This window comes from Parachlamydia sp., from assembly GCF_050255895.1.
GTDB classification, from domain to species: domain Bacteria; phylum Chlamydiota; class Chlamydiia; order Chlamydiales; family Parachlamydiaceae; genus Parachlamydia; species Parachlamydia acanthamoebae.
The window spans coordinates 45,835-72,410 of the sequence record NZ_JBFWIR010000003.1 but is presented as its reverse complement, the minus strand read 5'-3'; the positions used below and the strand labels follow the sequence as shown (position 1 = coordinate 72,410).

Here is a 26,576-nt window from a genome sequence, read left to right as displayed (position 1 = left end):
AGAATTTTCCATGTCGCTAAAGCACACATCTTTTTACCTCTTTTTATTCAGTCTTTTGACCTTCCAAATGGCCATCGCATTTGAAGAAGAAAAAAATCTTGTTGTTCGTCTTAATATGGATGATCAGCTTGTTCCGATTTATGTAGCTGAAACTCATTCAGAAATGTCTCATTTAGAAGCTGCCTATGTTAAAAAGCTGACCTCTATTTTACAATTTGACCTGAACCACAATGGGATGACTTATGTCTGCTCCTCTGAAAAAAAATGGAATGCTTTAACAAAAAATCCCCTTCAATTCACGGAAGAGCAATGGCAAAACCTCCCTTTTCAAGGGATTATTAAGCTTTTTTTAAATCAACAATACCTCTCGGGTGAGATCGCGCTAAAAGATTCGCATGCAATTAAACGATTTGAAGGGCTTGCCCTTAGCGGTAACCTAAATGATGATCGCAAAGTGATGCATCAAATTGCGGATACGCTTTATAAAGCGCTTTTCCATCAACCAGGAATTGCGACATCTCGAGTTCTCTATACAGTGAAAACTCCCGATCGCTCAACACAAGAAAAGAAGTGGATCTCCGAAATTTGGGAAGCGGATTATGATGGCTACAATCCCAGAAAACTCACGACACATAAAACGGTGGGCTATTGCGTCACACCAAGCTACATTCCTGCTAAACCAGGATTTTCAAGCGGCAGTATGATTTATACATCCTATAAAAACGGACAGCCAAAAATTTATGTGGCGCAGGTCAATGAAGGAATTGGTCGCCGCCTCAATTACGTGCGTGGCAATCAATTAATGCCCACAGTCTCTCCTCAAAGAGATCAAATTGCATTTATTTGCGATGTGGGTGGTAACCCTGACTTATTTATTCAGCCATTTTCTATTGAAAAAGGAGCGGAGGGAAAACCTCGCCAAATTTTTTCCTGCGGGCAATCCGTACAAGGAACCCCAACGTTTAGCCCAGATGGAAAAAAAATCGCTTTTGCCTCGAACAAAGACGGCTCTCCTCGCGTTTATATTCTAGACATCCCCAAAGAAAATGTGCTTTTAAAAGATATTAAGCCTAAACTCATTACCAAATATTCACGAGAAAGCACGGCTCCTTCTTGGTCCCCTGATGGAACAAAAATCGCCTACTCTTCATTGACGCAAGGTACACGCCAAATTTGGGTATACGATTTGCGTAAGCAAGAAGAAAAACAAATCACATTTGGAAGTGGGCATAAGGAAAATCCCTCATGGTCTCCAAATAGCAAAATGCTGATTTACAATTGCACCGATAGTCAATCCAACTGCCTTTATCTGGTCGGGTTGCAAAATTCCAAACCAACAAAAGTGGGTGCTAGCGAAGGTGAAAAGCACTATCCTTCCTGGGGAGGATAAACAAGTAGATAAGTTTTTCAGAATTTTGATTGTTTTCTCTTGAAAAAAACACATTTATTCTGCAAACTTGTCTTTTTTCTGCACTGGTAGCTCAATCGGATAGAGTACCCGGCTACGAACCGGGCGGTTAGAGGTTCAAGTCCTCTCCAGTGCAATGATTATTTCAGCATTTCCTACTGGCCCTTTTGAAACAAATGCTTATGTCGTGGGTTGCCCACAAACGCATCAAGCAGCTATTATAGATCCAGGAGTCGGCAGCGCTAAAGTTATCGCAAGCTACCTGACTTCTCGGAAGCTGACCCCCACCTCCATTTTATTGACACATTCTCATTGGGATCACATCGCCGAAGTTTCTCTCCTTTCAAATCAATATCATATTCCCGTTGCAATTCATCCATTAGATGTTCCAAATCTTGAAAAACCGGGATCCGACGGCCTTCCTTGTTGGGTTTCTTTTGCAGGCGTCATCCCCGATCAGCTTTTGCATGAAGGTCAGCTTCTAAAAATTGGAGAACTCACTTTTACAGTGATCCACACACCAGGGCATTCTCCTGGAAGCATTTGTTTTTATTGTCCTCAAGAGCATCTTTTATTTTCTGGGGATACTTTATTTCAAGGCACCATAGGCAATCTTTCATTTCCTACTAGCCAACCAGAAAAGATGTGGGATTCTTTGGATAAGCTAACCAAATTACCTGCGATAACGCGGGTCTATCCAGGCCACGGCCCTGAGACAACCATTGGTGCAGAGTCTTGGTTGCCAGATGCTAGAAAGTTATTTGATCATTAGTTTCAACTCTACAATTTTCTATTATTGCTCACAAAAAGGAGATATTTTATGGGAGTATTAGTTGGAAAAAAGGCCCCTGATTTTATCGCAAAAGCAGTTGTCGAAAACAAAATTGTGCAAGATTTTTCTCTCTCTCAATATCGAGGAAAGAATGTTGTGCTTTTTTTCTATCCATTGGATTTTACATTCGTTTGCCCAACAGAATTACATGCTTTTCAAGAAAAACTAGCTGAATTTGAAAAAAGAAACACCCAAGTGATTGGATGTTCAGTTGACAGTCCTTATTCACACTACGCCTGGATTAATACACCAAAATCCAAAGGCGGAATAGAGGGAATTACCTATCCGATCGTTTCCGATATTAATAAGTCTATCGCTAGAGACTATGACGTTCTCATCGAAGCCGAAGGGATTGCATACCGCGGTCTATTTTTAATCGATACGGAAGGAAATGTCCGCCACCAGGTTGTGAACGATCTCCCTCTCGGTCGCTCAGTTGAAGAAGCCATCCGTATACTAGATGCTTTGCTTAACTTTGAGCAGCATGGGGAAGTTTGCCCAGCAAACTGGCAAGTTGGCAAAAAGAGTATGCTCCCAACACCCGAAGGACTCGAAAAATACTTCGCTTTCCAAGCTTAATCACGCTCTTGATGTGGGACTATCTAATAGATAGTCGCATAAATCTGCTTCAGTCAGCACGAGGATGCTGTGATAAATTTTGCATAAGGGAGTCAAGGCATGAATAATTTCAGAATCTCCTACACCTGGAATCCCAATCGCATCTATTTGTTCAATGGATCTTTGATTTTCTAGTAGGTGAAGACCCTCTATGTAATCTTGAAAGCTAAATCCCTCTTCTTTGACACGAAAAAAGACAAGATCGCGCTGATATAGTAAAGCTTGTACAGCAAAATGCAATCCTCTGCTTTCTGGCGGAGGGTTGCCAAAATAGTCGACTAAGTGAGAAAGCGTCTTACAGTAGTAAGCTGTTCGAAATTCACCTTTCTCTGCCTCGCCAAACATCACCATCGTGTAATTTTGCATCACAACATTCTCCGATTTCTCAGTTGCTATGACCGTTACCTTCTCCTCATTTTCTATATCGAAAAAATTTTATTTATTCGTCTATTTTTTTATTCTTTTTTGATTGATTTCATAACCCGTTTAATTACAATTACTTAATTTTATTATAATCGATTTTCCCAAAAAAAAACAATTCCCCATCTTCCTTGAATTTTAGGAAAAATTTAATTCACGTCGTGCAGATGATAGTTGACGTCGTCGTTCTCTTCCAGCTGCTAAAGCGGCTTCCGTTGCCGCTAAGGCTTCTTCATTTTTAAAAATCGCTTCTTGCACGTGATCAGCTAAACTAGGCCAAATTACACCGAGAGCATTAGAAATCTTATATTGTCTCAAAATTTCATTCGACACCCTTAAGACCAAATCATCACGTTTTAGTTGTTTGTTTTGCTGGACTTTTTCAATGCATTTAGTCTGAAGCTCTTTAACCTCTTCAACAAGCATTATAGCTCTTTTAATAACACTTGGATCTATAATCGAATTTTGCCTTGCTAGATATCTCACAAATTTTGCTGGATCTTCAGCAAATACTATTAATATCAAAATATCAAGTTTTAGTTGGTTAATCTGCTTAACTTTTTCAATGCATTTCTGGGGCTTTATAATTTCTTCCACAAGCTTTAAAGCTCTTTTAATAGCATTTGAATCAATAAGCGGATCTTTCTTTGCTAGCTCTTTCACAAATTTGGCTGGATCCTCATCAAATTCAATATTTCCTTCTAGAGAAATGCCTATAATTTGTTTATAAAATTCTACGCAAGGATCTATCACAAATTTGGCTTGATCTTCAGGAAATTCAATATTTTCGTCCAAAGAAATGCTTATAATTTGTTTATAAAATTTTCCGTAAGGATCTTTTCTAAGATTAGAAGCCTCCATTAAATGTTGAAAAACTCTAAAGTTCCCTGCAGAACATTTGAGAACAAAGGCCTGCAACATATTAATATCAAAACATGCCGTCTTAAGAATCAGCTTTAAGGTTTTAAGCTCCCCCGATGCACTAAACATCAAATGGCGAGGAGATAAATTGGCAGGTGATATTTTTTTTTCGTGCAACCAGTTAATGACGGTGGCTAATGCCCCAACACGATCTTCATCTTCCTTGGCAAATTGATCTCGTTGGCTAAGCCAATTGAGATCTAGTGGATCCGCCAGACGTTCCATAATAGCATATGCACCTGAAGCATCAATCTCAAAAACTTCGGGCATTCTAAGAACATACCCTTCCTCTTTCGATAAGCATTTGCGTGTTCCCAGGATTGCCTCATTAATGGGGATCGAGACAATCTTTTGCTTATCTCCTTGAATAGCAAAATGTATGGTTCTATCAAATCCACGGGATTTTTCACCAATTCTTTCTCCCAGAACAATTTCTTTGCCATTGACACGCAGAATATCACCCGATTTTAGCTGACTTCTCCATGCCAGGTGCTCGTAATCTCTCTGTAAAAAAAATTCACACTCCTCATTAACAAAAGCCATTTGCAATTTTTCCAAACTGGGTTTAACAGTACCCCCTTTACCAAATTCTTCGACTAAAGATTTTAAAAACCGATTAAAAAAACGAATGTCAATCTTACGCTTATATTTATTTAAACATGTCATCAAACTTTTAAACTGTTGTTCTTCCTCTTTAGACAACTCTTCACCAAGAGAAAGTTTACGTAAAGCACGGTAGGGAAGAGGTCCTTGAAACCACCCTTCTAAATCCAAAATATATTGAAGATGCTGAGATTGGTGATATAATGCCTCACAAGTCAAAATAGAAGGGGGATTATCCTCTGAAAAATTTAGTCTTTGTTGAAATAAAGTGTGAATACGGGGGTTTTTTTGGTGCACTTTATCAAGAAAGTTGTGTGTTGCATCAAACCATTTTGTTAATAGGGAACGACACTTTAAATAGGCATTATCATTTATTTCTGTACCTTGGCTTTTCTGGACAATGTAATTGCTAAAATGCGCCGCGGATTCTTCAACGACCTTGAGATTCTGATCAAACGCTTGCTGCGTCCTTGCTATAATATAATTAAGTCTTTGATCTCGCTTACGTTTTCCCACAATAAAATAAAATACCTTCCACATTTTCCCCAAACCCGATGTCTCGTTATAAATGTGGTCTGTCCATAAACTTCCGACCAGAAATTGATCAATTTGCTCACCCAAATCTAACGTTGAATGAATCTCCACAAAATTATCTTTAATGAGCGAAATACCCAGTTTAACAGTCACTTTTATATCCCTATAAAAAAGTTTGGATTAGGTCATCATCTTTGCACTTGATTTTCTGGGGTTCCCTCTTTTCTGGGGCGCGTTTCTTGTGAAGTATCAAATATTTCGCTTCTCAAAATGGGGACCTGATTTCCCATTGGAATCACAGCTTTTGGTACATGTGTTTTTTCAAAGACATCGTAAGGAGATGCTTGAATGGTTCCTTGTACTGCTTCTTTATTTGAGATTCTAAAGCGATCTTTATCTAAGAATGAGGCTTTTTCTTTTTGTTTATCCTCCATATTCAAATATTCTTGCTCGTATTTAACGATATTGCGGCTTTGCCAATAATACTCAAGGCGCTTATGCCAGCAATCTCTCCAGCAATCTTTGAAATCAAATGCATAAAAACTGACTAAGCCTTTGCGTAAAGACATAAATCCGATATAAAACGGATCAACAAAAACACCATGATAAGATTCGAAATCGATATATATATCGATGTTTTCAGGTTTCAGGCCACCACCAGACATTGCAAGAATCGAGTTTTGCCCGTTAAAACGGCGAATGAATCCTTCCACAACCTCAACCAATATTTCGCGTGCTTCCCTGAGCTCAATTACATCCTGGGTAGAGAATTCCATTTGAACGCGCGTAAGTTTTTTACCGCTAAAGAATGCCTGGGAATCTTCTAAAATGAGGTGTTTATATTTTTTTCTCAAATCTTGAGCATAGATAATAATCGTTCTCGAAATATCTTCGGCGTTTACTCTTTTTCCAGCTTCGAATTCTCGCTGGTATTTGGGCCTTTTTGGGCTAATTACTTTAATTTTGACACAACAAGGAAGGATCAAGATTAGCAAGATAGGTAACAGTCTGAAATAGTGCATAATTAGCCTCGGAAGAATGTCAAATGATTTATTCACATCCTATTTTTTTCTAAAATTTATTTAAAGAAAAACACAAGAATGCATCAAAAATAAGTTTGAAATTCTTCGAACTTAGCAGTGCTTGAGGAGATTATTTCTGCGAAGCGTGATAACGATCCACAAATGGGCATCCAATACAACTCGCTTCGTAATGCAGACAAAAGTCTCGATGCAATTGATAAGCGCCCTGTTCGATTACCCCCTGTTTCATACATTTACCTCGGGTCATATTTCCGAAAAAACGATGAATCAAATAACGTGTTTTACGACTAGGAAAATGAGGAATACTGCTATAGAAGAGATGAAAAGCGGATAGTTGTTCTAAATCTTCTTTAAGGGAAATGCGATGAAATAATGCCGGGCAGAAAACATTTAATAATATTTTCCCTTTAAGATCATCGCCTAACAAGGAAAGGGAATTTTCTTGCGCTTTCTCTTCAAAGGTATAATGAGTTGACCAGTAGGTAGAGATAAATTGTGGAAAATGAAGCATCAGCTGTTTATAAAAAAGCCCCCCTTCCTTTTCATTCGAAATTTCACGCCAAGAACGTTCCCAAAAAGCATTTAATGCATGTTCAAGTGTGAGAAACGACTCATTGCATACCAATTCTAAGAGCAACGCCAACCGACGCACAGGATGATTAAACGGTCTAATTTGATGCAAATGAAGTTTAAATTGCGGAAGGGTCAAGTGAGAAAACGTGGATAAAAAGATGTGGAAAAGTTGTTGATAATACACCGAATCTTTCCATAGGTTTTGAAAGTGAGTGTTAAAAAAGCCACATACACCCATTGCAAGAACCAATAAATTTTCCTTGGGTAATTGCCTAAACGGAAAGATCCATTGAAAAAGTTGTTGAAAGGCAGCGGTGTTATTTTTATAACCCAGCACACCTGCGATTCCTGTTAAAAATCTCAAAGAAGGATCGGTGATTTCTGCATTTAAATGTGCCCATTTTTGTTTTAAGCGCCATCGACTTGCGGATGTAAATAAGGTTTTTAGATCATCTTCTGAGATCTTTTGGAAGATCTCTTCAGCACAACGACCACTTCCCACAAACTGTTCATAAGGGTAAAGTTCAATATCGATGCTTTGGCAAATTTTGGGGATAGGAGTTGTTAGAAATTTTTCTAAATAGCATTGATAGATGCTTTCTCCTAGTGACGTAAATAACTCTTTTTCCTGCTTATCTTCCCAGAAAGCCACATGTAAGATAACTTGATTATAACGAGAATCTCGATTGTGTTTATGTTCTTCCCATTGCCGTGCGGTTAAATGAAGTTCAATATCTCCCCGCAATTCTTGTTGCCCTATTTTAATGTGAGCCTTTAAAAAATCAGGTCCCGCTTCTGCATTCCAAATTCCAGGAGAAAGAATTTGAATAGGGAATCCTTGTGTGGTATGTAACAAAGTAAAAAACTTTTGTTCTAACCACATAATTTGGACATGCCTTTCGCGCAAGCTTTCATAGCTTTCACTTTTTTCATGCATCATTTGTCGTAAAGAGGGAAAGAGAAGATTTTCATATAGATTTGTCATAGCACACGATTTTTTTAAATGATATTGCGAAGCAATTTAATTTAAATTTTTATTTATTTCAAGTGTGCTGGAAAAATCTTGATGAGCACATTCTTTTCGATATTTTAGAATGTGCTCATACATGGTTTCATAACGCTCTCGTTACATGCCAAAGTCAAAAATAGAATCATAGAATGTATGGATGTTTCCTTCTGCCGCATTATCCGAGTGTGAATCTTCACCTAAACCAATACCATCATACTGTTTTACATTCTCACTCGTGTTTGGATTTCTTGAATCAGTCTGCGGATTAAAGGGATTATGATTGATTATTCCCGAACCAGTTAAAGGATCTTTTTCAAAAATAAAAGGAAATTTCTCTTTTAATTTCTGAATGGATTTATTCTTTAAAATTTTCTTTGTAATCAATTTGAATTCTTCTTTAAGAGCCACCTTCGCCTCCTTTCTTATTGGCAAAAGTTTTGCTTGATTCTTTATCGCTGACCTCGCTCGGTCAACAATAGATAACGTTGCGACAGAGACAATCTTCCTAAAGGCCTGCTTGGCATGTGTGATTCCAGATCTTATCATGGTGACAACCGCTTGCATACCCCTTGGATTCGATATGAGCATAAGCCCAACTGTAAAAACCTCACAAATTGTGCCACATACCCAACCAAGGCTCTTTTGGCTTAGCTTTTCCCTAATCCCTGTAAAATCTCTATTACAAACAGCTTGAAAAACCTCTCCAGCATATCGAAAAAGCTTATCAAGGCTACCACCGGGATCGGCATAACCATTAGCTATTCCAGCTACAGATTCATAAATGATATTCGAATCTTGGCCGTCAGCTTTAGCTTCAGCATTTTCTTGATGTGATATTTGATCTTGGTCATCAACTAGACCTGCATCTAAACCATACAAATCAATATTTATTAGGGGATTATTATTTGCATAGGCATAGAGATTTGCCCCCGTTTCATAACCAAGGGGATCAGCGGTTATCCAACGGGCCGTTTGAGGATCATAATAACGTCTTCCATAATAAATGAAGCCTGTTTCTGAATCACATCTTTTGGAACAAAAACGCCAAGCACTGGTGGGTTCTTTGTTATTACCCGCAGAATCGCTAATTGTCTCTTCTCCAAAAGCTGTGTATCGGTAGACATCAACAGGTTCACCTGCAGTGCTTAAGAGAACTTGGACATTGCCTATGAAGTTAGTCACAGGAATGTACACTTGTCCTTGAATTTCAAAAGCAATAGCAGCGCCAATCTCTCCCCCTTGACCACGTCCAAGCGTGCGAAATTCAATTAAACACCGATCTTTATCACAAACACCCACTTCATTATATCCCTGGTAAAGGTAATATTGGGTATCTTGAACAATCCATGCATTTGCCAAGGGATCCCAAAGCGCTTTAGATTTAGAAAGTCGTCTGCTTAGATCATCATAGGTGTAATTGAACCGCGTATTCCCAACTGTGACAGAAAGCAAGCGATCCCAGGCATCATAGGCGTATTTTTGATCATGCCGTTCAGTTAGGTTTCCATTGGGATCATAATAATAAGTGCCATCCCGGTCTCCTAAAAGCTGATTGAGAGAGTTGAAATCAAAACACTCCTCATCTTTCATCAAACGATTATAGAGAGAATCATATTGATATGAGTGACTAGCTTGGCTTGATTCAAAGTTAAGCTGATAAAGATCATCATAGGAATATTGACAAGGTAAACTGCCTAGAGGATCTGTGTAAGTTTGCTTGAGAAGATTTCCAACATCATCATACATTACGTCCGTCTCACTAAAATGTGGAGAGTGGATGGATTTATGCCGCCCAAGCAAATCATAGGTGTAAGTTGTTTTACCTAGGTTAAAAGGAAGGCCTTTTTGAACAACATTGCCCGCTTGATCGTACTTGTATGTCTGTGAGTAAAGCTCTTCACCCGATAAATTGAGCCGCTTAACCTCTGTTAAGTCTATAGCGTTATATGTGTAGACCACGTGGCTATCATCAGGAAGCGTACTCGAATGAATCCGTCCCTGTCGATCGTATGCATATCGCATGCTAAGGCCGTTCCCTAATTTTTCTTCAACCAATCGATCACACCGGTCATATGACCTGACATTCTGGCAATTGTTGACAAAATCTTGAACGATAATGGGATTGTCATTCAAATCGTAGGTATAAGCATAAGAAAGTGTCTGGTCAGCAGAAGCAATAGCCGATAGACGACCTTTGGCATCATATGTAAAATAGATCAAGTTCCCATCAGGTTTTGTTGTGGAAATTTTTTGACTATAGTTGTTAAAGGCGTGAAAGGTACTTTTCTGCTCGGGTGTTCCCACAGCTTCAATACAAGAAGCAACATCCCCAATGGAATTATAGGTCCATTTTGTGATAACTTCTCGATCAAAAGCATTTTGTTTAAAGACTTTTTCCCGCGTCTCGATTAACTGTCCTACGCCATCATAAAAAAATTCTCGCTGCTGAATGATTTGACCAAAAGCGTTTTTAATTTGAAGGGTAGAGATATTATTGTGCGTGTTATAAATGGAAACAGTCACATTTCCTTTGGGATCCGTTATTTCGGAGTAAGGAACAGTCAGGCCATATACATCCACATAATCATAACGATAAGTTACACGTGTGACATTGCCTTCAGAATCCGTCACAGAGGTAGGTTGCTTATGACAATTATAAGTCGTCTTTACAGTGCTTACCCCCGCATCTGAATAAGTGCTTGTTTCTACTTGATTCCCATCAGCGTCATAGACAAATGTTTGTTTACGCAACACATTTTTAAAGGCATCCTCTTGGCGCGCTTCAATGACATAATCATGTAAGTCATACGCAAATACATCTAAGGTATAATCATTTTCTCCATGACCAAAGAATGTTTTGATTGTTTCCTTCCGTCCTAGAGGATCATAGGTATAATAAACAGCAGAGCCTTCCTTAAGAGCACCTGTTAACTGTCCTTGAGGGTTATATTCATAAGTCGTCACATGCCCCTTTGCATCTGTTTCTTTAAGGAGATGGAAAGCTGAATACTCATAGGAATGCTTTCCTAGACATTCTCCTTCAGGAGAAAAGGATTCACTTGTCAGAACACGATCTTTATAGTCATAAGTATAAACGGTTCTCATTCCATTTTTTTCGGTTTTTTCTTTGAGATTTCCATCAAGAATATAAGTCATTGTTTCAATTGAACCATCAGAATAGTTAATGTAGTAAGGCTGTCCACGAATCGTATTCTGTTGAATGGTCAGATCCCCATTTCCATTTCTGGTTTTAGTAACATAGCCCAATGCATTGTATTCAAACTCTTCTGTAGGGGCAAAAATCTCCCCATTATCTCTTGGTAGAGGTGGATAAATCGTTTTAACAAGCCTATTGAAAGCATCATATTCATAGCAGGTCTTGTTGCCATAATGATCAATGCTTGCTGTTCGATTGCTACGTTTATCATATTCATAAAAAAGCTTATAACTAATATCCGCTTCGTCAATGGTTTCAACACTTGTGAGACGGTTCATAAAGTCGTAAGAAAAGTTCTTCCTATAAGGGAGGTGAGATCCTCTTTCACTCAGTACGTTATCGTTGGCATCGAAGGTGCGATAAATGGTTTCCCCCGCCGCATTGACTTGCTCTATCACATTGCCGTGAGCGTCATAGGTCCAGTGCAAGCGATAGCGAGGAGAAGGTGAATGATCTGTTTCAAAATGGTCCTGGGCAATTAGTCTCCCATGCTTGTCATAATGATTCACTACTCGTTTAAAACATGCATTTTGTCCATTTGCATCGACACAAGAAAATTTTTCTTCTTCAGGCAGATATGTTAAGCCCTCTTTTACAGGTGAGATTTCATGAATAAGACATTGGCGAACATTTGTGCGATTTAATTCATTCGTTTGCGAACCATCATCTGTAACCTCTCTGGTCAGCATCCCTTGATCATTGTACTGGTAAAAATGACGCTCTTTGATGTTATTTCCATCATAAATGAATTTTGTTGCGACTTGGTCTTTTCCCTTATAGTAGGAATATTTGGTCTTTTTGATTCCTTCTCTTTCGCACACCTTATGGTTGTAGGAAGTTTGGAGTTCGTAATCGCATATTTTTACATGAGATTCACAACCTGTTTTAGCGACTTTTTGATCGTTACCCACCATAGGGTTGCACATATTTTGGCCACTTAAATTTCCTTCAATCGTCTCTGTCAAAGGATTACCATAAGCATCATAAGTAAAGTGGTGGAGAAGCTGAACACCATTATTTTGATCTGTAATGGCATGAATCATGAGATTGGTGTTGTTTTCTCCCCCCCAATAAAAGTTATCCCGGCGATGAGCTCCTTTGGCTAATCTGCCGCAATATTCAATCTTCGTCAGTCTTTGAGAAGAGTTATAACGATAAATAGTCTTATTATTTTGTACATCCCTGACGATTGTTTCTCCTCCGCAATACAAATTTGTATCAGTGTAGCTATCCGGTTTATATTCAAAAGAATAGGTTTGAATAAGTGCTGAAGATGATCCTATGGGTTGTTTAATATACCTTACACGATAGCGTCGAGGATCGCCATATTCGATTTCCTTACCGTTACTTATATCTTTTCTCTGCCAGTAAACGACTTCCAGTTCTCGACAATCTGGTAACTTTTTCTTTATGATACGTGGATATGCATCAATTTGGTATTCATACTCTATCGAAGGTCCATCCGTGCGTTTTATATTCTGCAACAACCATTGCTTTTTCGTTCGTACAAGAAAATATGTTGCTTTTCGGTGATCACTTGACAGAATCTCAATCGTTTGATTTTTTTCATCATCATTTCTAAAAATTTTATAATGACAAATATGTTTTTTTTTAGAGTCAAACAAACCACAAGCCGTTACTTTCGCATTACTATAAAAATATTCAAAGAAATTCCCATTTGGGTGGAGAGTTTTAATTAAATGAGATTCACAGATATCAGCCCCAGGAATTTTTTCAAAGTAATGTCGAGTACCTGAACCATCTAATACTGAATAATGATAGCGAGTACCTGAATCATCTAAAATAGAATGATTTAGTATGATATTTTTCGGGTTAGTTTTTCCGCTGATTTCCCCTTTCCCACAATTTGTTGCTCCAAATTTGAGAGAATTATCCGATATTTTGGCTTTTATAGGGATAGGAATGTAGCCTTCAAAATTAGCAATCGCCCCCATACCTTCATTCAAAAGAACTTCATAACGACGATTTTCTTTTTTGCCCATAAAATGTACATTCAAATGTTTGTAATGATTGAAGTTCCATCCCAGAGAAAGTGAGCCATGCTCCCCAAAAGAGCTAGAATAAGTGCGTTCCAAAGTTAAGGGGGTCGAACCTGGTAAAACTAGATCTACATCATGCTGAATAAAATCTCCTGTCACAACATTCACCATGCCTGCTACAATGCCATTAGGGACACCTAAGAGATTGGCAAAAGAAATTCTACTATCATCATCTTCTTTTTTTGAACGAGAAATTTTAACAACTTCATCCCGAGGATCCACCGCAAAATCTTCTTCTGACATCAAGGGATTTAGAAGCAGAATTAGGCAAGCTAGTAAGCTTAGAAAAGATCTCATGACACGCTCTTCAAAATAAGAATAAATAAAACTAAGGGTTTATATTAAAATTGAAAATAGACGTCAATATTTTTCTGCATATTTTTCTGCATTTTGTAAGTGCGGTGTGAAAATCTCATCCAGCTTTGCAAGATGTAAATATAGCTGTTGAGTACTCATTCTGCTCAAATGATGCATCAAGTAAGCATTACGAAAATGAGTATAGGAGAAATAGCACGATTGGAATCAATTATCGAACTACTTCAGAGAGATCTAGATATATTGTGAATTAATGAGAAGTTAAATTCAATGAAGAGATAGTTTTAAGCTGAACGCAAAATAAAAGGGATTAAATAGCAACGGGGGAACCAGCTAAGGTTCCCCCGTTGTTTGCAAGAGTCAAACTCAAGAGGTTCGATTAGAACGCGTAGATTGCTTGTAATCTATACTCTGAGTAGCTGTGCTTACCACCAATTCTCTTCTTGATTTGTGTGGACCATTGTACACGTGCATCTAAGGAGAGATTGTCTGTTACAGCGTATAAACCTTGTAATCTCCAACCTTTGAAGTTTGTGTTACCACGACCAGCGACATTTACAGACTCGTTAAGTACGTTTCCACGACCGATTCCTGATACATCTTCATCTGGAACAGCACGAGCTTCTACGTATTGGTATTGCACGTCTACGGACCAGTCACCTTCACAGATCACATCACCGAGTGTGAAACCAGCATACCATGCAAAGTTTTCACGTTTGTGGTGTCCGCCAGATCTTTCTGATGAATCTGAACCTGAACCACTTTCACATCCTTGTACACCAGTAAAGATTGGGCTCTTTTTGCGTGCAGCTGTGTTCCACAATACAGCACCATAGAATTGAGCTGGTGCGCAAAGCATTTCTGGTTCTAGGTGGTAGTAAGTTGTGAACTGAGATACACAGAAACGAGATCCACGTGCATCAGTTACATCGCAACGGTTTCTTCCGCCATTATTCCACCAGTGTTTTTTCCAAGTGATAAAGGAGTATTTAAAATCAAATCCTGAATCACAAACATCTAGTAAACCAAGTTCACTTACAAATGCGGAATGGTTAACTTTTTCGTCTACGATAAATGCACCCATGTGTAAATACCAATCAGCAAAGTATTCACAGTTGCTGTCATATTTTACTAGGATACCATCAAAACGGTTTAGGAATTGAACATTGGAATCGAAAATTGTGTAAAGAGGACGACGACCGATTTCAATATCAAAACGTGTGCCTTCGCAGCAGTATAGGTTATAACCTAAATAAGCTCTTTTGAGGTTGATTGAATCACCGAAACCACTTCCATGTAATCCTTCTCTAGCAGCTGGACATTTTCTGCTTGTTCCATCGATACCAGCAGCATTGTCGAATTGCAATTGAATAACACCCCATGTGTTGTCGCAAGAGTACTCTACGAAGAGGTTAGCTTCGATGTCATAGTCATCCCGAGAAATTGGTTCGCAATGACAATCGTCTTCGTCATGGCAAATTACATTAAATTCATCATTGCAATCTCTTTTGCAATCGCCAGGAAGTTTTCTTCCATGACCGCGTAGGTTTTGGCCTAAACGTTTTTCTTGGATGTGTCTCCACTCTGTGCGAACATCGCCGGAAATTGTTAAGTTTGTCGCTTTTTCAGCAACATTGATTGTGCGCTTTGTGTTGATGTAATCTAGCAAAGCATCCCAGTCTCTTTCATTGAGCTCTTCGTTAAAGCGCGCTTCGTCGCCAAATCTATCGTTAGCTGAATCTGCATAAATTGCAGAAGAAGTGAAACCTAGAGCTACCAGTAATGGCAACAAATACCTAAAAAGTTTCATGATTTTCTCCATTTTTGTTTGTTGCTAAGTTCTATTCAAATATTCTTTGCTAATCCCACCAAATTGTACTTGACAGCCACTCTTGGGCTCGTCTCCTATTTCATCCCTCTATCTACACGAAAAATGCATGACGTGCTAAGGGCATGTATAAGATTTAGTACATTTTTTGTAAATACAATTTGTAAATCTCTTTTTCGCTTTCTTAGCTAAAGCAGGCAATCTCGCTTTGGAAGCGACTGATTCAATTCGGTTGCGATCCTTGCTTTTTACCATTTCCCTTACAGGGGAAGCTTATGCTTAGGCTGATATAAAAGCCAAAAACGACTGCTCGTTGCTAACGTTTTACTGGATTTGGAGGGATTTAGTCAACATCTATTATGTTTTCGTGCATTTTAATTAATCAGAAGGGGGTTTGATGTTTTTTGAATCTCTTCCAACAACCCTTTCACATCATGCTGTAAATCAGGCCTGAATCATATAAATTCGAATTATTTATAATACTCGAATGGGCGGTTGTAAATTCCCCAGTCTAAATCTCTGCGACTTCCGTCTAACCACATCTCCCAGCTTTTCATAGGGACACCTGAGCTTCCAATCGGGTCTACACGCCACAGCTCTAAAGCTTCTGCCCCCGGATTAATGACAAATCCAAATTCTTCTTTTACCCAATTGGTGTCTGCAAAAATAAGGGGAGCGGGAATGGCATAACCTAATTTACGTGAAACCAAACTAATTTCTTTATGATAATCAATTGGGAACGAAGTTTTTTCAGTAATTAAACAAATAAGACTTTTACAAATTTCGCGTAAAATATGTGCAGTTAAATAAGGCTGGCTTCTGCGAGTTAAAACATTTAGTTTATCAACTGCTTTTTTTATTTCATTTAAATGAGTAACCGTCAATCCCGGCAATAATTGTATAATTTCAAAAATACGTTTTTCAAGTTGATAACGAGGAAATAGAGGCAGCCAACTATATAAATAACTATCGAGTTCTTCCGATAGTAGAGCAGGCTGATCCCCTCTTTGTAATCCGCGATCTTTTTCGAAAGCATTTAAGATTAAATTCCTTAATTCCGAAACACTTTTTCTGCCATAAAGATGTGCAAAAGTTTTTCGAAAATAATGGCGATAATTAACCGGTATTTTTTGTGCAATCAATTCAATTAAAACCTGAACCGCTTCTTCATCTAAAAGAATTTGTTCTGTGAATTCTTGTGCGGGTTTTAAAATTTGGTCTCTTAACCAAATATACGTGTAGGTCTCATCTTTCCATGCCTCTTTTAAACGATTAAATCCAGGCTTTAAAAGAAAGGCGTGTGTGGGAGAATGCATCAACATTGACTTATTGGGAGAGCGCTCATATTCTTCCTGAATTTTAGGGGGAAGCTGCTTAAGTGTATCGACCAAAAAAACCAATAGCTCCATAGGATTTTCCACCCACCTTGACATTTCGGAGGGTTTTTGATCCCGAGCAAAATAAGCACTCACCAATGTGCTCATGGAACCACCGGATGTATAAACCCATGGTTTTTTTTCAATCTGATCCAGATGATCGAGAGGATCCTTGATCGGTTTCGTGTGATGTGCTGCGGCCATGCGATAAAAGGCGGTTTCTAAAAATTCACGGGTGCGGATATGTCCCACGACAGCCGAAATAATTTCAGAAATATCTCGATCTAACCCCTCTGCAATCGGATCATTTTGAATCTCACTTTCCGTGGTGATAAAAAAGGAAACCAATGCATCAATGAATTCGTTTTGATTTTGAATAAGCGTCCATTGAGCCGTATTACTTCGTCCATGCTTAAATAAAAGGCGAAAACCCGCTGGACTGTCATCGTACGGTCCTGTTGAGACATCGTGCATATCTGCATCATAGACTTCTTGAAAATAGGAAGGAAATAGACTGTCATACATCTCAACTAGCGCTGCAAAAAGTTGCGCAAACTGCTGCGCTTTAGAATGCATTTGATCTCTTAGCTCTTGAAGAACATTTAACTCATTCGCTTTACTTTGGTATTCAATTTTAATCCATTTCGCTTCTTGTTCAGTGGAAGCATGGCGAATCCGTTGTTCTAAGTACTTGACTTGCGAAAATAACATTTCGTATTCCGCTTGTCGGTCCTGTACAGTTTGATTGCATACATCCAATTTTTCTTTAATCATCCGATAAAGGCATTCTCCAATGCCACCCGGCTCCTCAGGGGCAAACCCTAAGCTGGAGTACAAATTCCAACGAGTGAAATTGGCTTTTGTTTCTGCAAAAGAGGCTAATGTAAATTCCCAAGATTTCAACAACGCATTATCAGTCAAGGCTTTAAAAGCGCTCTTGGCATTTTCTAACATCACAAAAAAATGGGCGGAAGCTTGGTGTTTTGAAACTTTGGCTTTACCTGCTTGGGGAACAGAATGAATCAATATGTCTGTATAAAGCATCCCTTTTGTACGATTTTCATAATCCACTAAATCCTGATGGGTCAAATCTAAATATTTAAGAAGGGCTTCATGAATTAGTTCTTCCGATGAAATCAAGAAATAAGGAATATTACCTTTGTAATCTTTAAAGACTTTTTGGATGACCTGCTTGGTTTTTTGAATTTTCCTTTTCAAAGAAAGATCTTCCGTAATGATGCCCGCATTTTCAAAAGCTGCTAATAGGCCGGGAGAAAGCCAAAACTCAAAATCTTCAACCGCATTTTTAATAATCAAAAACTGTCTCTTTAATTCCCCTGCTCCCCAGCTAGTACTTAATGGAACTGAATACTCAACTCCGCCAAACGTTCTTTTTAATCGTCCTGTAGCCAAAATTTCTCGGATATCCGTCAAAAATAATTCGGGTTGTTCATCATGCACGATAATCGCGGGTGCGGTGGCAAAACAGGATCCCACATTTTGACGTAAGTAGCACATCCAAGCTGATAAAGCCGCTCTTCTGGCATGTGCATCCGTAACAGCCACATTTGGGGGTATTTGAAGGGCATCTCGAATGATTTGATCGGCAAATTTGTGTTGATAAGGCCGACTGATACTTTTCAAAACGACAGCCAAATTTTTGTCGTTTAATAACAATGTTAAAACATGGAGGATATGCTCTTGCCTTTTGGTATCGTATTGTCGGTTAGGTCCCAGAGAATATAGATATGTTTTAAGATGCTCAATTAAGGGTGGAATAAGAGAGAAATTGATTTCCCCCTCTTCATTGACCAATAAATTAGCCAATCTGCGTGTGCGTAAAACATTTCTTGCTGAGCAACTTTCTTGCAAAGAAGACTGATCCATGCGTCTGGATAATTCTTCGTATTCCTCCGCACAAACCCTCTTTAAATTATCCCCATCTTTGGCATCTCGATGTTGCCGAATTTTTGTCACAATGGCAAATAGGTTTTGAAATAGACGAGGATCCTCCAAAGAAGTTTCAAGCTGTAAAAAAAGCTGTTCGATTTTTTCAGGATCCACGGTTGCCTCTCTTTTGTCTATTGCAGAGTATACAATTTAATTACCGTTTGCAATCAAGCTTTTTAAACAAAACAATCGGATATAATGTGCAAATCAGCTAAAATCACAATTCAACTTTTTCAATGCTATTTTAAGGAAATCATATCATGTTCGTTAAGGTCAGTGGAACAAAAGTATCAGAACTGGAATTACCAGAAGAAAGCACTGCAAAAGACCTTGCAGATAAGCTTCATTTAAACGGCCCTAGTCAAGCTGTCGGTGTAAATGTAAACGGCAAAGCTGTTGATTTAACCTATCCATTAAAAGATGGCGATGCGATCACATTTTGGTCATTTGATGATCCGCAAGGCAAAGAAGTCTTTTGGCATACATCTGCACACGTGCTTGCTCAAGCCATTTTACGCATATGGCCCGATGCTCAACCGACGATTGGTCCTCCAATTGAAAATGGTTTTTATTACGACTTTGGAAATTTAACGATCTCTGATCAAGACTTCGAAAAAATCGAAGAACAAATGCGTTTGATCATTGAGGAAAACTACCTTTCCAAAAGAGAAAGCTTTGCTAATAAAGAAGAAGCCCTCCAAGCATTTGCCCATAACCCCTTTAAACAGGAATTGATTCGCAGCTTCCCAGAAGATGCAGAACTTTCAGGCTATCGCCAAGGTGAATTCTTTGATTTATGCCGTGGCCCGCATTTATACAACTTGGGTAAGATTAAAGCTCTTAAAGTGCTTAAAACATCGGGTGCGTATTGGAGAGGAAACCACGAAAACGAAATGTTGACACGTGTGTATGCCATTACATTCCCCGACAGAAAAATGTTAAAAGATTACTTAACATCTGTTGAAGAAGCTAAAAAAAGAGATCACAAAGTTTTAGGTGCTAAGCTCGATTTATTCTCTTTAAAAGAAGAAGCCCCTGGTATGCCCTTTATTCATCCAAAGGGTACTATTATTTGGAATGAGCTGTTGGCTTACTTACGTCAATGTTTGGACGACAAAAACTATATCGAAATTAAAACGCCAACCATGATGACGCGTGACCTGTGGGAATTATCCGGTCATTGGAGTAACTATCGCCAAAACATGTTTACTTCAGAAATTGAAAATCGTGATTTTGCGATTAAACCCATGAATTGCCCTGGATGCATGCTTTACTACCGCGGTCAAATTCATAGTTATCGCGAACTCCCTCTGCGTGTGGCAGAAATTGGAAACGTTCATCGTTTTGAACCTTCCGGATCCTTATCCGGCCTTTTTAGAGTCCGAAGCTTCCATCAAGATGACGCGCACATTTTCATGAAGCCAAGCGACATTCGCAGCGAAATTTTGAATGTCCTCAACTTAGCGCATGAAATCTATTCTACTTTTGGACTTACCTACCGCCTAGAGTTATCCACACGTCCCGAAAAAAACACCATCGGAACAGATAAAGAATGGGAAATTGCAACGGAAGGGCTCAAAAATGCCTTGGATGAAACCGGCCGACCTTATCGCATAAATGAGGGTGACGGCGCTTTCTACGGTCCAAAAATTGACTTCCATATTCAAGATGCGATTAACCGTACTTGGCAGTGTGGAACAATTCAGTTAGATATGGCACTGCCTGAAAAATTTGAGTTGGAATATACGGCTGAAGATGGGAGTCGGCAACGACCCGTTATGATTCACCGTGCTATTTTTGGATCAATTGAACGATTCTTTGGTATCTTAATCGAACACTTTTCTGGTCGCTTTCCTTTATGGATCAGCCCCCTTCAAGTGCGCTTAATCCCTGTTGCAGACCGTCATGTTGAGTATGCTAGAACATTGCGCAAGCAATTTAAGCAAGCAGGATTCCATTGTGATATTGATGAGTCCAATGAATCTGTCAGCAAAAAAGTTCGGAATGCTCAGCTTTCTCAAATCAACTACATGTTAACAGTGGGTGATCAGGAAGTGCAAAATCATACTGTGAATCTGAGAACGCGAGAAAATGTGGTCCTCGGAGAAATCAAACCCGAAGAGTTGATTGCATCTATGCTCGAGGAGAAACGCTCACGCGCACTCATTTCTCCTTATCATAAATAAACGGTTTGCTATACTGCAAACGTTTGCTTTTTGATCGCTTTTTTAGTTAAAACCTATCAAAAAACAAATTGTTTGCAGTATACATTGACAAGGTTAACCTTATCTGTCAGGAGGATCGTTTCTTCACCATGCCTAACATCATTGCGATTAGTAGCTTTAAAGGCGGCACAGCCAAAACATCGACAGCTTTACACTTAGGAGCTGCGATGGTAAAATATCATAAAAAGAAAGTTCTATTGATCGATTTCGATGCCCAAGCCAATCTCACCACAGGCTTAGGATTTGATCCAGATGAAAATGACAGCCTAGCACCTGTTTTACAGGGACACAAGGAGTTATCTGAAGTTGTCCTTCCTACATCCATTTCTGGGTTAAATTTAATTCCAGCAGACACATGGTTAGAACGTGTAGAAGTCACGGGAACCTTAGCGACAGATCGCTATTCTCATGAAAAACTACGCAATATCCTATCACCCTTGAAGTATGATTTTATTATCATCGATACTCCTCCTTCCTTATGCTGGCTAACAGAATCTGCTTTAATTGCAGCCCAACATACTTTAGTGTGCGCGACGCCCGAATTTTATAGCATCAAAGGTTTGGAACGGCTCTCACAGTTTGTGGAAAGCCTAAGCCAAAGACATCCGCTATCGGTGCTGGGGGTTGTGCTGTCATTTTGGAATGCGCGCGGAAAAAGCAATAAAGCTTTTTTAGATGTTATTGAAAAAACGTTTCCCAAAAAACTCCTCAAAACAAAGGTCAGACGAGACATCAATGTTTCGGAAGCTTCAATTTTCGGAAAACCCCTTTTTGAAACCATGCCTACAAGTCGTGCTGCAGAAGATTACCTTGCAATGTCCAAAGAATTGCTTAAACGACTTTGAATTTTCATGTAAAGCCGCTTTACATCGTGAAAAAACAACCTAAATCAAGAGAATGGATATGGCCAATGTTAATGCTTTGTTAAGTGAACGATTAAATACGAATCGCCAGTCTACCAAAATGGCTAAAATGGCGCATGCATCTGCGACAGGAAACCTCACAAGTTTTTCTGGCATTTTTAGCATCTCCGATCTTTCTGACAAAGAAAAGCAACTGCTTGAAGACATCCTGAAAGAATATACAACAGGTGAGCAAAATCCCGAGCATGACCTTCCCGCGCTTATGCAATTAACTTCCGAAGTCAAAGCAATCAATAGCCAAGCTATTATGTTGCATGGGGAAAGAATTAAAAAAGTGCATGACATTTTAATTCAGTACAAAGAAGGTGCTTTCACAACATGGCTGATTGCAGCTTATGGAAATAGACAAACCCCCTACAACTTTATGCAGTATTACGAACTGCATGCAAAAGTTCCTAAAAAACTGCATGCTGTGGTCGATTCCATGCCTAAACAGGCCATTTATACTTTAGCCAGCCGCGATGTAAATTTCGAAAAAAAACTAGAATTTATCGAATCTTATAATGGAGAAACCAAAACCGAACTTTTAGCCAAAATTCGCACCTGGTTTCCATTACCCCAAGAAGATAAGCGACAGGCAAACATCAAGGAAACTCTGGTACAAGGCCTAACCAGATTGCATAAATTGGTCAAACAAAATACTTTTCGTTTGTCCAAGGACGAAAAAAACCACGTTAAGGATCTTATTGAAAAACTTTCGAATCAAATTGATCAAAAATAAAAGGATTTAAGCATGATTGGAACAGGTGAATTAATTGTCATTTTTTGCGTAATTCTTCTTTTATTCGGAGGAAAAAAACTTCCTGAGCTTGCTAAAAGTTTAGGGCGAGCGATTCGTGAATTTAAAAAAGCCTGTGAAGAAGATGAGTCTCAAGAAAAAAAATTGGAGCCTTCTCGCATTCGTGTCGAAGAATCGAACCCCTCCAACGATCTCTAATGCAATATGAAAGCACCTTTCTGGGATCACGTTGAAGAACTAAGAAAAACCCTGCTCCGTTGTTTATTTTCTATCGGAGTAGGTTTTCTTCTATGCCTTCTGGCCTATAAGCCCCTTTTACATTTTTTGATTCAGCCACTCCAATCTTCTCAATGGACGGAAACATCCATTGTCCGAAAAAAACTCACGAATTCGACTCAGCAAGATCAAGTTGTGCACCTTACGCCCGACATGATGGTTGCCCCATCTTTTGCGAACGAATCGATTAAACAAAATGCATCCACTTATGTCGTCCCGGCTGGACAATCGATCGTTATTGATATTGTACAAAATGGTTCGAAACTCATCTTGACAAGTCCTCTAGAAGGCATTTCGACGGTTGTTAAATTGTCTTTTTGGTTTGGCTTAGCAGGATCTTCCCCTTTATGGATTTGGTCTATTCTTCGCTTTATCTCCCCCGCATTATCCATCAACAAGCAAAGACTTTTGCTAAAAGCGTTCTTTCTCACCATTGCTTTATTTGGGCTAGGCGTCTACGTTGCATACAGATTGACCATCCCTCTAGCCAACGCGTATTTTATGCATTTCAATCGGGAGTTAGGTATCAATTTATGGAGCCTATCATCCTATCTTGAGTATACGATTATCCTTATGCTGGGGAATGGATTGGCTTTCGAAGGCGGTGCTATTTTATTATTGCTTGTCCAAGGTGGCGTGATCTCCCAGAATACGATGAGAAAATACAGACGTCATGCCATTGTGGGGATTTTTTTACTCAGCGCTATTTTAACTCCTCCGGATGTGCTCTCGCAAATTTTGTTAGCGGTTCCGCTTATCTGCTTTTATGAGCTCGCCATTTTATATGCAAATTGGTTAGATTTAAAAAATAAGAATGAAGAAAAAATAGCTTTTGATAACTAAAACCCTTTTGAAGTTTTTGTGAATCTGCTAACCTGGTGTTTAATGATTTTAAAAGGAATATGACCCATGCAGACCCTTGCAATCCGTTCTACAAGCTTTTCTAACATCCAAAATGTTCTCCAAATCATTGGGTGTTCCCTTCTTTTAGCATTAAGTGCTCAAATTGCGATCCCTCTTCCCTTTACTCCTGTTCCTTTGACCCTTCAAACATTAACAGCTCTTTTGATTGGAGCAAGACTAGGTCCTGTGAATGGAGCCTTGGCAGTCCTGCTTTATTTAATTGAAATTGGTTTTGGGTGCCCATTTTTAGCTGGAGGCCTTGCTAGTCCGACTGCTTTATTTGGCTTAAAAGGGGGATATTTAATAGGAATGGTTGTTCAAGCTTACATCATGGGATTTTTTGCTGCTAACAGCCGCTCCTCTGCACATTTTTTTGTTGGAGGATGCTTCGCATGCTTAGCCCAACTCTTCTGCGGAGCTAGCTGGTTTTCCCTCTTTTTCGGATGGGAAAAATCCATACTTCTGGGCTTTGTCCCTTTTCTTCCGGGTGAAATAATTAAAGTTTATTTATTAACTAAACTTATTAAGAATAAATAAACATTTAGTGAATGAAGAGGGAATTGATATTCCCTCTTCTGCAAATTTTAATGAAAGATAATGGGTGTCGTTCTTTTTCCCACTAAATTTTTAAGATGACTCTCTGCCAATTCATCTGCAATGAGACTTGTCGACTGATGCTCTTTTTCAGATCGTTCAAAAATCAAAGATAGTGTTTCAAAAATATGATCCACTTTATCTCTTGAAGCTTTGGGATCATATCCCCCTTCATTATATTCCGCGGCGGCATTAATGATCCCCCCTGAATTAATAACGTAATCGGGAGCATATAAAATATTTCTTTTTAAAAGTGCCACCCCATCTTCAGGAACACGCAACTGATTATTTGCAGCCCCTGCAATAGCAAAGCAACGCAATTGAGGAATCGTTTCTTCATTCAAAATCGCACCAAGTGCACACGGACAAAAAATATCGCATGGGATATCCATAATATTAGCTGGAGCTACAGCTCTTGCCCCGTATAACCAGGATAATTCTTGTAGCTTGTGCTCATCTTTGTCTGTTAAAATAAGTTCGGCTCCTTCCCAAAACAAAATATCAGCTAATTTGGCGCCTACATTGCCAAGACCTTGAATGGCAATCGTTTTCCCATCTAAAGAACGCTCCCCCCATAATTTTTTAGCAACAGCCTGCAAGCCTCGGTAAACGCCCCATGCCGTAAAACGACTCGGATCCCCACTGCTATTTTTGGATGCTGAAGCTGCCACATAATGGGTTTTCTCATGCAAAACATTCATATCTTCGATAGAACTTCCAACATCTTCTGCTGCAATATACTTCCCTTCCAATGCGTTCAGTACCTCAGCAAACGCATACAATAAGGCTTTGGATTTTTCTTTGTGTGGATCGGCAATGATCACACTTTTTCCTCCACCTAATCCATTTGTGATCACAGCAGATTTATATGTCATCCCTTTGGCTAAACGCAAAACATCATTTAAAGCATCTTGTGAAGAATTATAAGGATAAATTCTCACACCACCCAATGCAGGTCCCAGGGAAGTATTATGGATGGCAACAAAACAGTGTAACCCACTACTCTCATCTATGCCTTCGACGACTTGTTCATATCCTGGTACTTGCATTTTTTTTATTAAAACCATTGTGTCCTAAACTCCATGTTCTTGGGATATTCACTAGCAATTCAGCTATTTTGATTAGTTTTAGATTTTTTGACTACCACAACTCTCCTTTAAACAAACTATAAACTGGACAATCGAAGAATTTTCTAAAAATTTAAAACGGAACGAAATGTCTAGATGGATCATATGGCTATTCCATACGAATAAAAATTTCCTCTAAAGGTTTATAAAAATTACCTTGATTTATAATTTCTAAACAAGTTAATCTGGAAGACGGTTATTAATTTATTGAATCAAAAAAAAATGGTATAAAAGAGGTCGCAATGACTAAGGTTGTCATCTCCGATGAAATAAAAACGGCATTATTGCATTTCCTTCAAGAGAATCCCCATGCCGATCTAGTGACAACATATCTTCGCTATGTGGAAAAAAAGTTCAACCTCTCTCCTGTGCTTTTTCCTAAAGAGAAAACAATTTTTCAGAGTACTGATCAAGCAGTCAATTTTCTCGAAAAAGAAGGTAAACTTTGGCACGAAGCTGAAATCAAGATTGGTTTTAGTAATTTAAGTGTCAATGAAGGAACTAAAAAAATTTACATTTGCCCTTTTACTGGCAAAGTTTTTGGAGACAACACGCACCCTAACCCGCAAGATGCTATTTATGATTGGGTTTCAAAATGCCCTGAAAATACAGAAAGAGTGGGCGGTCTACGTGTAAAACGTTTTTTTGTTTCTGAAGATCCGGACGTGATTCGAAGCTACATTTCGAAAACAAAAACGAAAGAATCGATTACAAAAGCCGTTTATTCATCCGTTTTAAGCGGAAAACTTTTTAGCACGAAACAAGCTGTTATCCTAGATTTTGAAAAAAATTATTTAAAAAAACTCTCTTTAGTCGAAGTTCAGAATCAAAATCGTTTCCAAATTGAAGAAAGTTTTTTGAATTTTATTCAAAAACAATTGGAAGAAGATAAGATTGCCTCATTTGTTGAATCTGTAGCGGAAATTGAAGACTTTACTCCTTTTGTTGAGCAATGGATTGAGTAATAGTATAACGATTTCTCAACACCTACTGAAGCTGAATCTACCGACTACTCTAATCTCTCTTCAGTTAAGCCAATGCATTAGGTTTAACAATACTTGCTCGACCACATATCCTATTTC

The 26,576-nt window shown here is 38.8% G+C and carries 18 protein-coding genes and 1 tRNA gene; 11 read left to right on the top strand and 8 right to left on the bottom strand.

Going from position 1 to position 26,576, the window contains the following annotated elements; genetic code table 11:
• The first annotated feature begins 10 nt into the window (after positions 1-10).
• From tolB to AB7E63_RS01140, 4 genes are all read left to right on the top strand, one after another.
• Positions 11-1,390: a Tol-Pal system protein TolB gene (gene tolB / locus AB7E63_RS01155; protein WP_006340648.1), complete on the top strand. Its 1,380-nt coding sequence runs from the start codon at positions 11-13 to the stop codon at positions 1,388-1,390.
• 80 nt (positions 1,391-1,470) lie between these two features.
• Positions 1,471-1,544: transfer RNA gene (locus tag AB7E63_RS01150), tRNA-Arg, on the top strand.
• A complete protein-coding gene (locus AB7E63_RS01145) occupies positions 1,545-2,180 on the top strand; it encodes an MBL fold metallo-hydrolase (protein WP_006340649.1) in 636 nt (211 codons plus the stop codon).
• Between the two features lie 48 nt (positions 2,181-2,228).
• Positions 2,229-2,819, top strand: coding sequence for a peroxiredoxin (locus tag AB7E63_RS01140; RefSeq protein ID WP_006340650.1), 591 nt, complete (start codon positions 2,229-2,231; stop codon positions 2,817-2,819).
• Here AB7E63_RS01140 and AB7E63_RS01135 read toward each other — a convergent pair whose 3' ends face one another.
• The 7 genes from AB7E63_RS01135 to AB7E63_RS01105 all read right to left on the bottom strand — a co-directional run bounded on the left by AB7E63_RS01135 (position 2,820) and on the right by AB7E63_RS01105 (position 18,821).
• The gene (locus AB7E63_RS01135; RefSeq protein WP_006340651.1) at positions 2,820-3,224 is read right to left on the bottom strand and encodes a hypothetical protein; all 405 of its coding nucleotides are present in this window, start codon (positions 3,222-3,224) and stop codon (positions 2,820-2,822) included.
• Between the two features lie 192 nt (positions 3,225-3,416).
• Positions 3,417-5,489: a hypothetical protein gene (locus AB7E63_RS01130; protein WP_428418467.1), complete on the bottom strand. Its 2,073-nt coding sequence runs from the start codon at positions 5,487-5,489 to the stop codon at positions 3,417-3,419.
• Between the two features lie 35 nt (positions 5,490-5,524).
• The gene (locus AB7E63_RS01125; RefSeq protein ID WP_013925753.1) at positions 5,525-6,358 is read right to left on the bottom strand and encodes a hypothetical protein; all 834 of its coding nucleotides are present in this window, start codon (positions 6,356-6,358) and stop codon (positions 5,525-5,527) included.
• Positions 6,359-6,488: 130 nt separating this feature from the next.
• Positions 6,489-7,937, bottom strand: coding sequence for a DUF2851 family protein (locus AB7E63_RS01120; protein WP_006340655.1), 1,449 nt, complete (start codon positions 7,935-7,937; stop codon positions 6,489-6,491).
• Between the two features lie 141 nt (positions 7,938-8,078).
• Entirely contained in the window at positions 8,079-13,535 is a 5,457-nt protein-coding gene (locus AB7E63_RS01115) for an RHS repeat-associated core domain-containing protein (RefSeq protein ID WP_284452618.1), read from the bottom strand.
• Between the two features lie 397 nt (positions 13,536-13,932).
• Positions 13,933-15,363: a putative porin gene (locus AB7E63_RS01110; protein WP_013925756.1), complete on the bottom strand. Its 1,431-nt coding sequence runs from the start codon at positions 15,361-15,363 to the stop codon at positions 13,933-13,935.
• A 488-nt stretch (positions 15,364-15,851) separates the two neighbouring features.
• Positions 15,852-18,821 carry a hypothetical protein gene (locus tag AB7E63_RS01105; RefSeq protein WP_006340660.1) on the bottom strand — a complete coding sequence of 990 codons (2,970 nt, stop codon included), beginning with the start codon at positions 18,819-18,821 and terminating at the stop codon, positions 15,852-15,854.
• Between the two features lie 146 nt (positions 18,822-18,967).
• On the opposite strand from AB7E63_RS01105, the gene thrS reads away from it, so the two are divergent.
• The 6 genes from thrS to AB7E63_RS01075 all read left to right on the top strand — a co-directional run bounded on the left by thrS (position 18,968) and on the right by AB7E63_RS01075 (position 24,310).
• Positions 18,968-20,893 (top strand): threonine--tRNA ligase, encoded by a 1,926-nt coding sequence (gene thrS / locus AB7E63_RS01100; RefSeq protein WP_006340661.1) that lies wholly within the window; start codon positions 18,968-18,970, stop codon positions 20,891-20,893.
• A gap of 128 nt (positions 20,894-21,021) precedes the next feature.
• Complete coding sequence (locus AB7E63_RS01095) at positions 21,022-21,777, top strand: ParA family protein (protein WP_006340662.1); 756 nt, start codon at positions 21,022-21,024, stop codon at positions 21,775-21,777.
• A 58-nt stretch (positions 21,778-21,835) separates the two neighbouring features.
• Entirely contained in the window at positions 21,836-22,576 is a 741-nt protein-coding gene (locus AB7E63_RS01090; protein ID WP_013925758.1) for a pGP6-D family virulence protein, read from the top strand.
• A gap of 12 nt (positions 22,577-22,588) precedes the next feature.
• Positions 22,589-22,792: a twin-arginine translocase TatA/TatE family subunit gene (locus AB7E63_RS01085; RefSeq protein ID WP_006340664.1), complete on the top strand. Its 204-nt coding sequence runs from the start codon at positions 22,589-22,591 to the stop codon at positions 22,790-22,792.
• A 6-nt stretch (positions 22,793-22,798) separates the two neighbouring features.
• Positions 22,799-23,713: a twin-arginine translocase subunit TatC gene (gene tatC / locus AB7E63_RS01080; protein WP_006340665.1), complete on the top strand. Its 915-nt coding sequence runs from the start codon at positions 22,799-22,801 to the stop codon at positions 23,711-23,713.
• A 66-nt stretch (positions 23,714-23,779) separates the two neighbouring features.
• Positions 23,780-24,310 carry a biotin transporter BioY gene (locus tag AB7E63_RS01075; protein WP_006340666.1) on the top strand — a complete coding sequence of 177 codons (531 nt, stop codon included), beginning with the start codon at positions 23,780-23,782 and terminating at the stop codon, positions 24,308-24,310.
• 47 nt (positions 24,311-24,357) lie between these two features.
• On the opposite strand, the gene AB7E63_RS01070 is transcribed toward AB7E63_RS01075, so the two are convergent.
• Entirely contained in the window at positions 24,358-25,434 is a 1,077-nt protein-coding gene (locus AB7E63_RS01070) for a Glu/Leu/Phe/Val family dehydrogenase (RefSeq protein WP_006340667.1), read from the bottom strand.
• A gap of 302 nt (positions 25,435-25,736) precedes the next feature.
• Here AB7E63_RS01070 and AB7E63_RS01065 point away from each other — a divergent pair, with 302 nt between their 5' ends.
• Positions 25,737-26,459, top strand: a complete 723-nt coding sequence (locus AB7E63_RS01065; RefSeq protein ID WP_006340668.1) for a DUF2709 domain-containing protein — start codon at positions 25,737-25,739, stop codon at positions 26,457-26,459.
• Positions 26,460-26,576 lie beyond the last annotated feature (117 nt).

Coding starts and splice junctions, on each gene's coding strand:
- tolB (WP_006340648.1), top strand. CDS start 11: ATGTCGCTAAAGCACACATCTTTTTACCTCTTTTTATTCAGTCTTTTG.
- AB7E63_RS01145 (WP_006340649.1), top strand. CDS start 1,545: ATGATTATTTCAGCATTTCCTACTGGCCCTTTTGAAACAAATGCTTAT.
- AB7E63_RS01140 (WP_006340650.1), top strand. CDS start 2,229: ATGGGAGTATTAGTTGGAAAAAAGGCCCCTGATTTTATCGCAAAAGCA.
- AB7E63_RS01135 (WP_006340651.1), bottom strand. CDS start 3,224: ATGCAAAATTACACGATGGTGATGTTTGGCGAGGCAGAGAAAGGTGAA.
- AB7E63_RS01125 (WP_013925753.1), bottom strand. CDS start 6,358: ATGCACTATTTCAGACTGTTACCTATCTTGCTAATCTTGATCCTTCCT.
- AB7E63_RS01120 (WP_006340655.1), bottom strand. CDS start 7,937: ATGACAAATCTATATGAAAATCTTCTCTTTCCCTCTTTACGACAAATG.
- AB7E63_RS01115 (WP_284452618.1), bottom strand. CDS start 13,535: ATGAGATCTTTTCTAAGCTTACTAGCTTGCCTAATTCTGCTTCTAAAT.
- AB7E63_RS01110 (WP_013925756.1), bottom strand. CDS start 15,363: ATGAAACTTTTTAGGTATTTGTTGCCATTACTGGTAGCTCTAGGTTTC.
- thrS (WP_006340661.1), top strand. CDS start 18,968: ATGTTCGTTAAGGTCAGTGGAACAAAAGTATCAGAACTGGAATTACCA.
- AB7E63_RS01095 (WP_006340662.1), top strand. CDS start 21,022: ATGCCTAACATCATTGCGATTAGTAGCTTTAAAGGCGGCACAGCCAAA.
- AB7E63_RS01090 (WP_013925758.1), top strand. CDS start 21,836: ATGGCCAATGTTAATGCTTTGTTAAGTGAACGATTAAATACGAATCGC.
- AB7E63_RS01085 (WP_006340664.1), top strand. CDS start 22,589: ATGATTGGAACAGGTGAATTAATTGTCATTTTTTGCGTAATTCTTCTT.
- tatC (WP_006340665.1), top strand. CDS start 22,799: ATGAAAGCACCTTTCTGGGATCACGTTGAAGAACTAAGAAAAACCCTG.
- AB7E63_RS01075 (WP_006340666.1), top strand. CDS start 23,780: ATGCAGACCCTTGCAATCCGTTCTACAAGCTTTTCTAACATCCAAAAT.
- AB7E63_RS01070 (WP_006340667.1), bottom strand. CDS start 25,434: ATGGTTTTAATAAAAAAAATGCAAGTACCAGGATATGAACAAGTCGTC.
- AB7E63_RS01065 (WP_006340668.1), top strand. CDS start 25,737: ATGACTAAGGTTGTCATCTCCGATGAAATAAAAACGGCATTATTGCAT.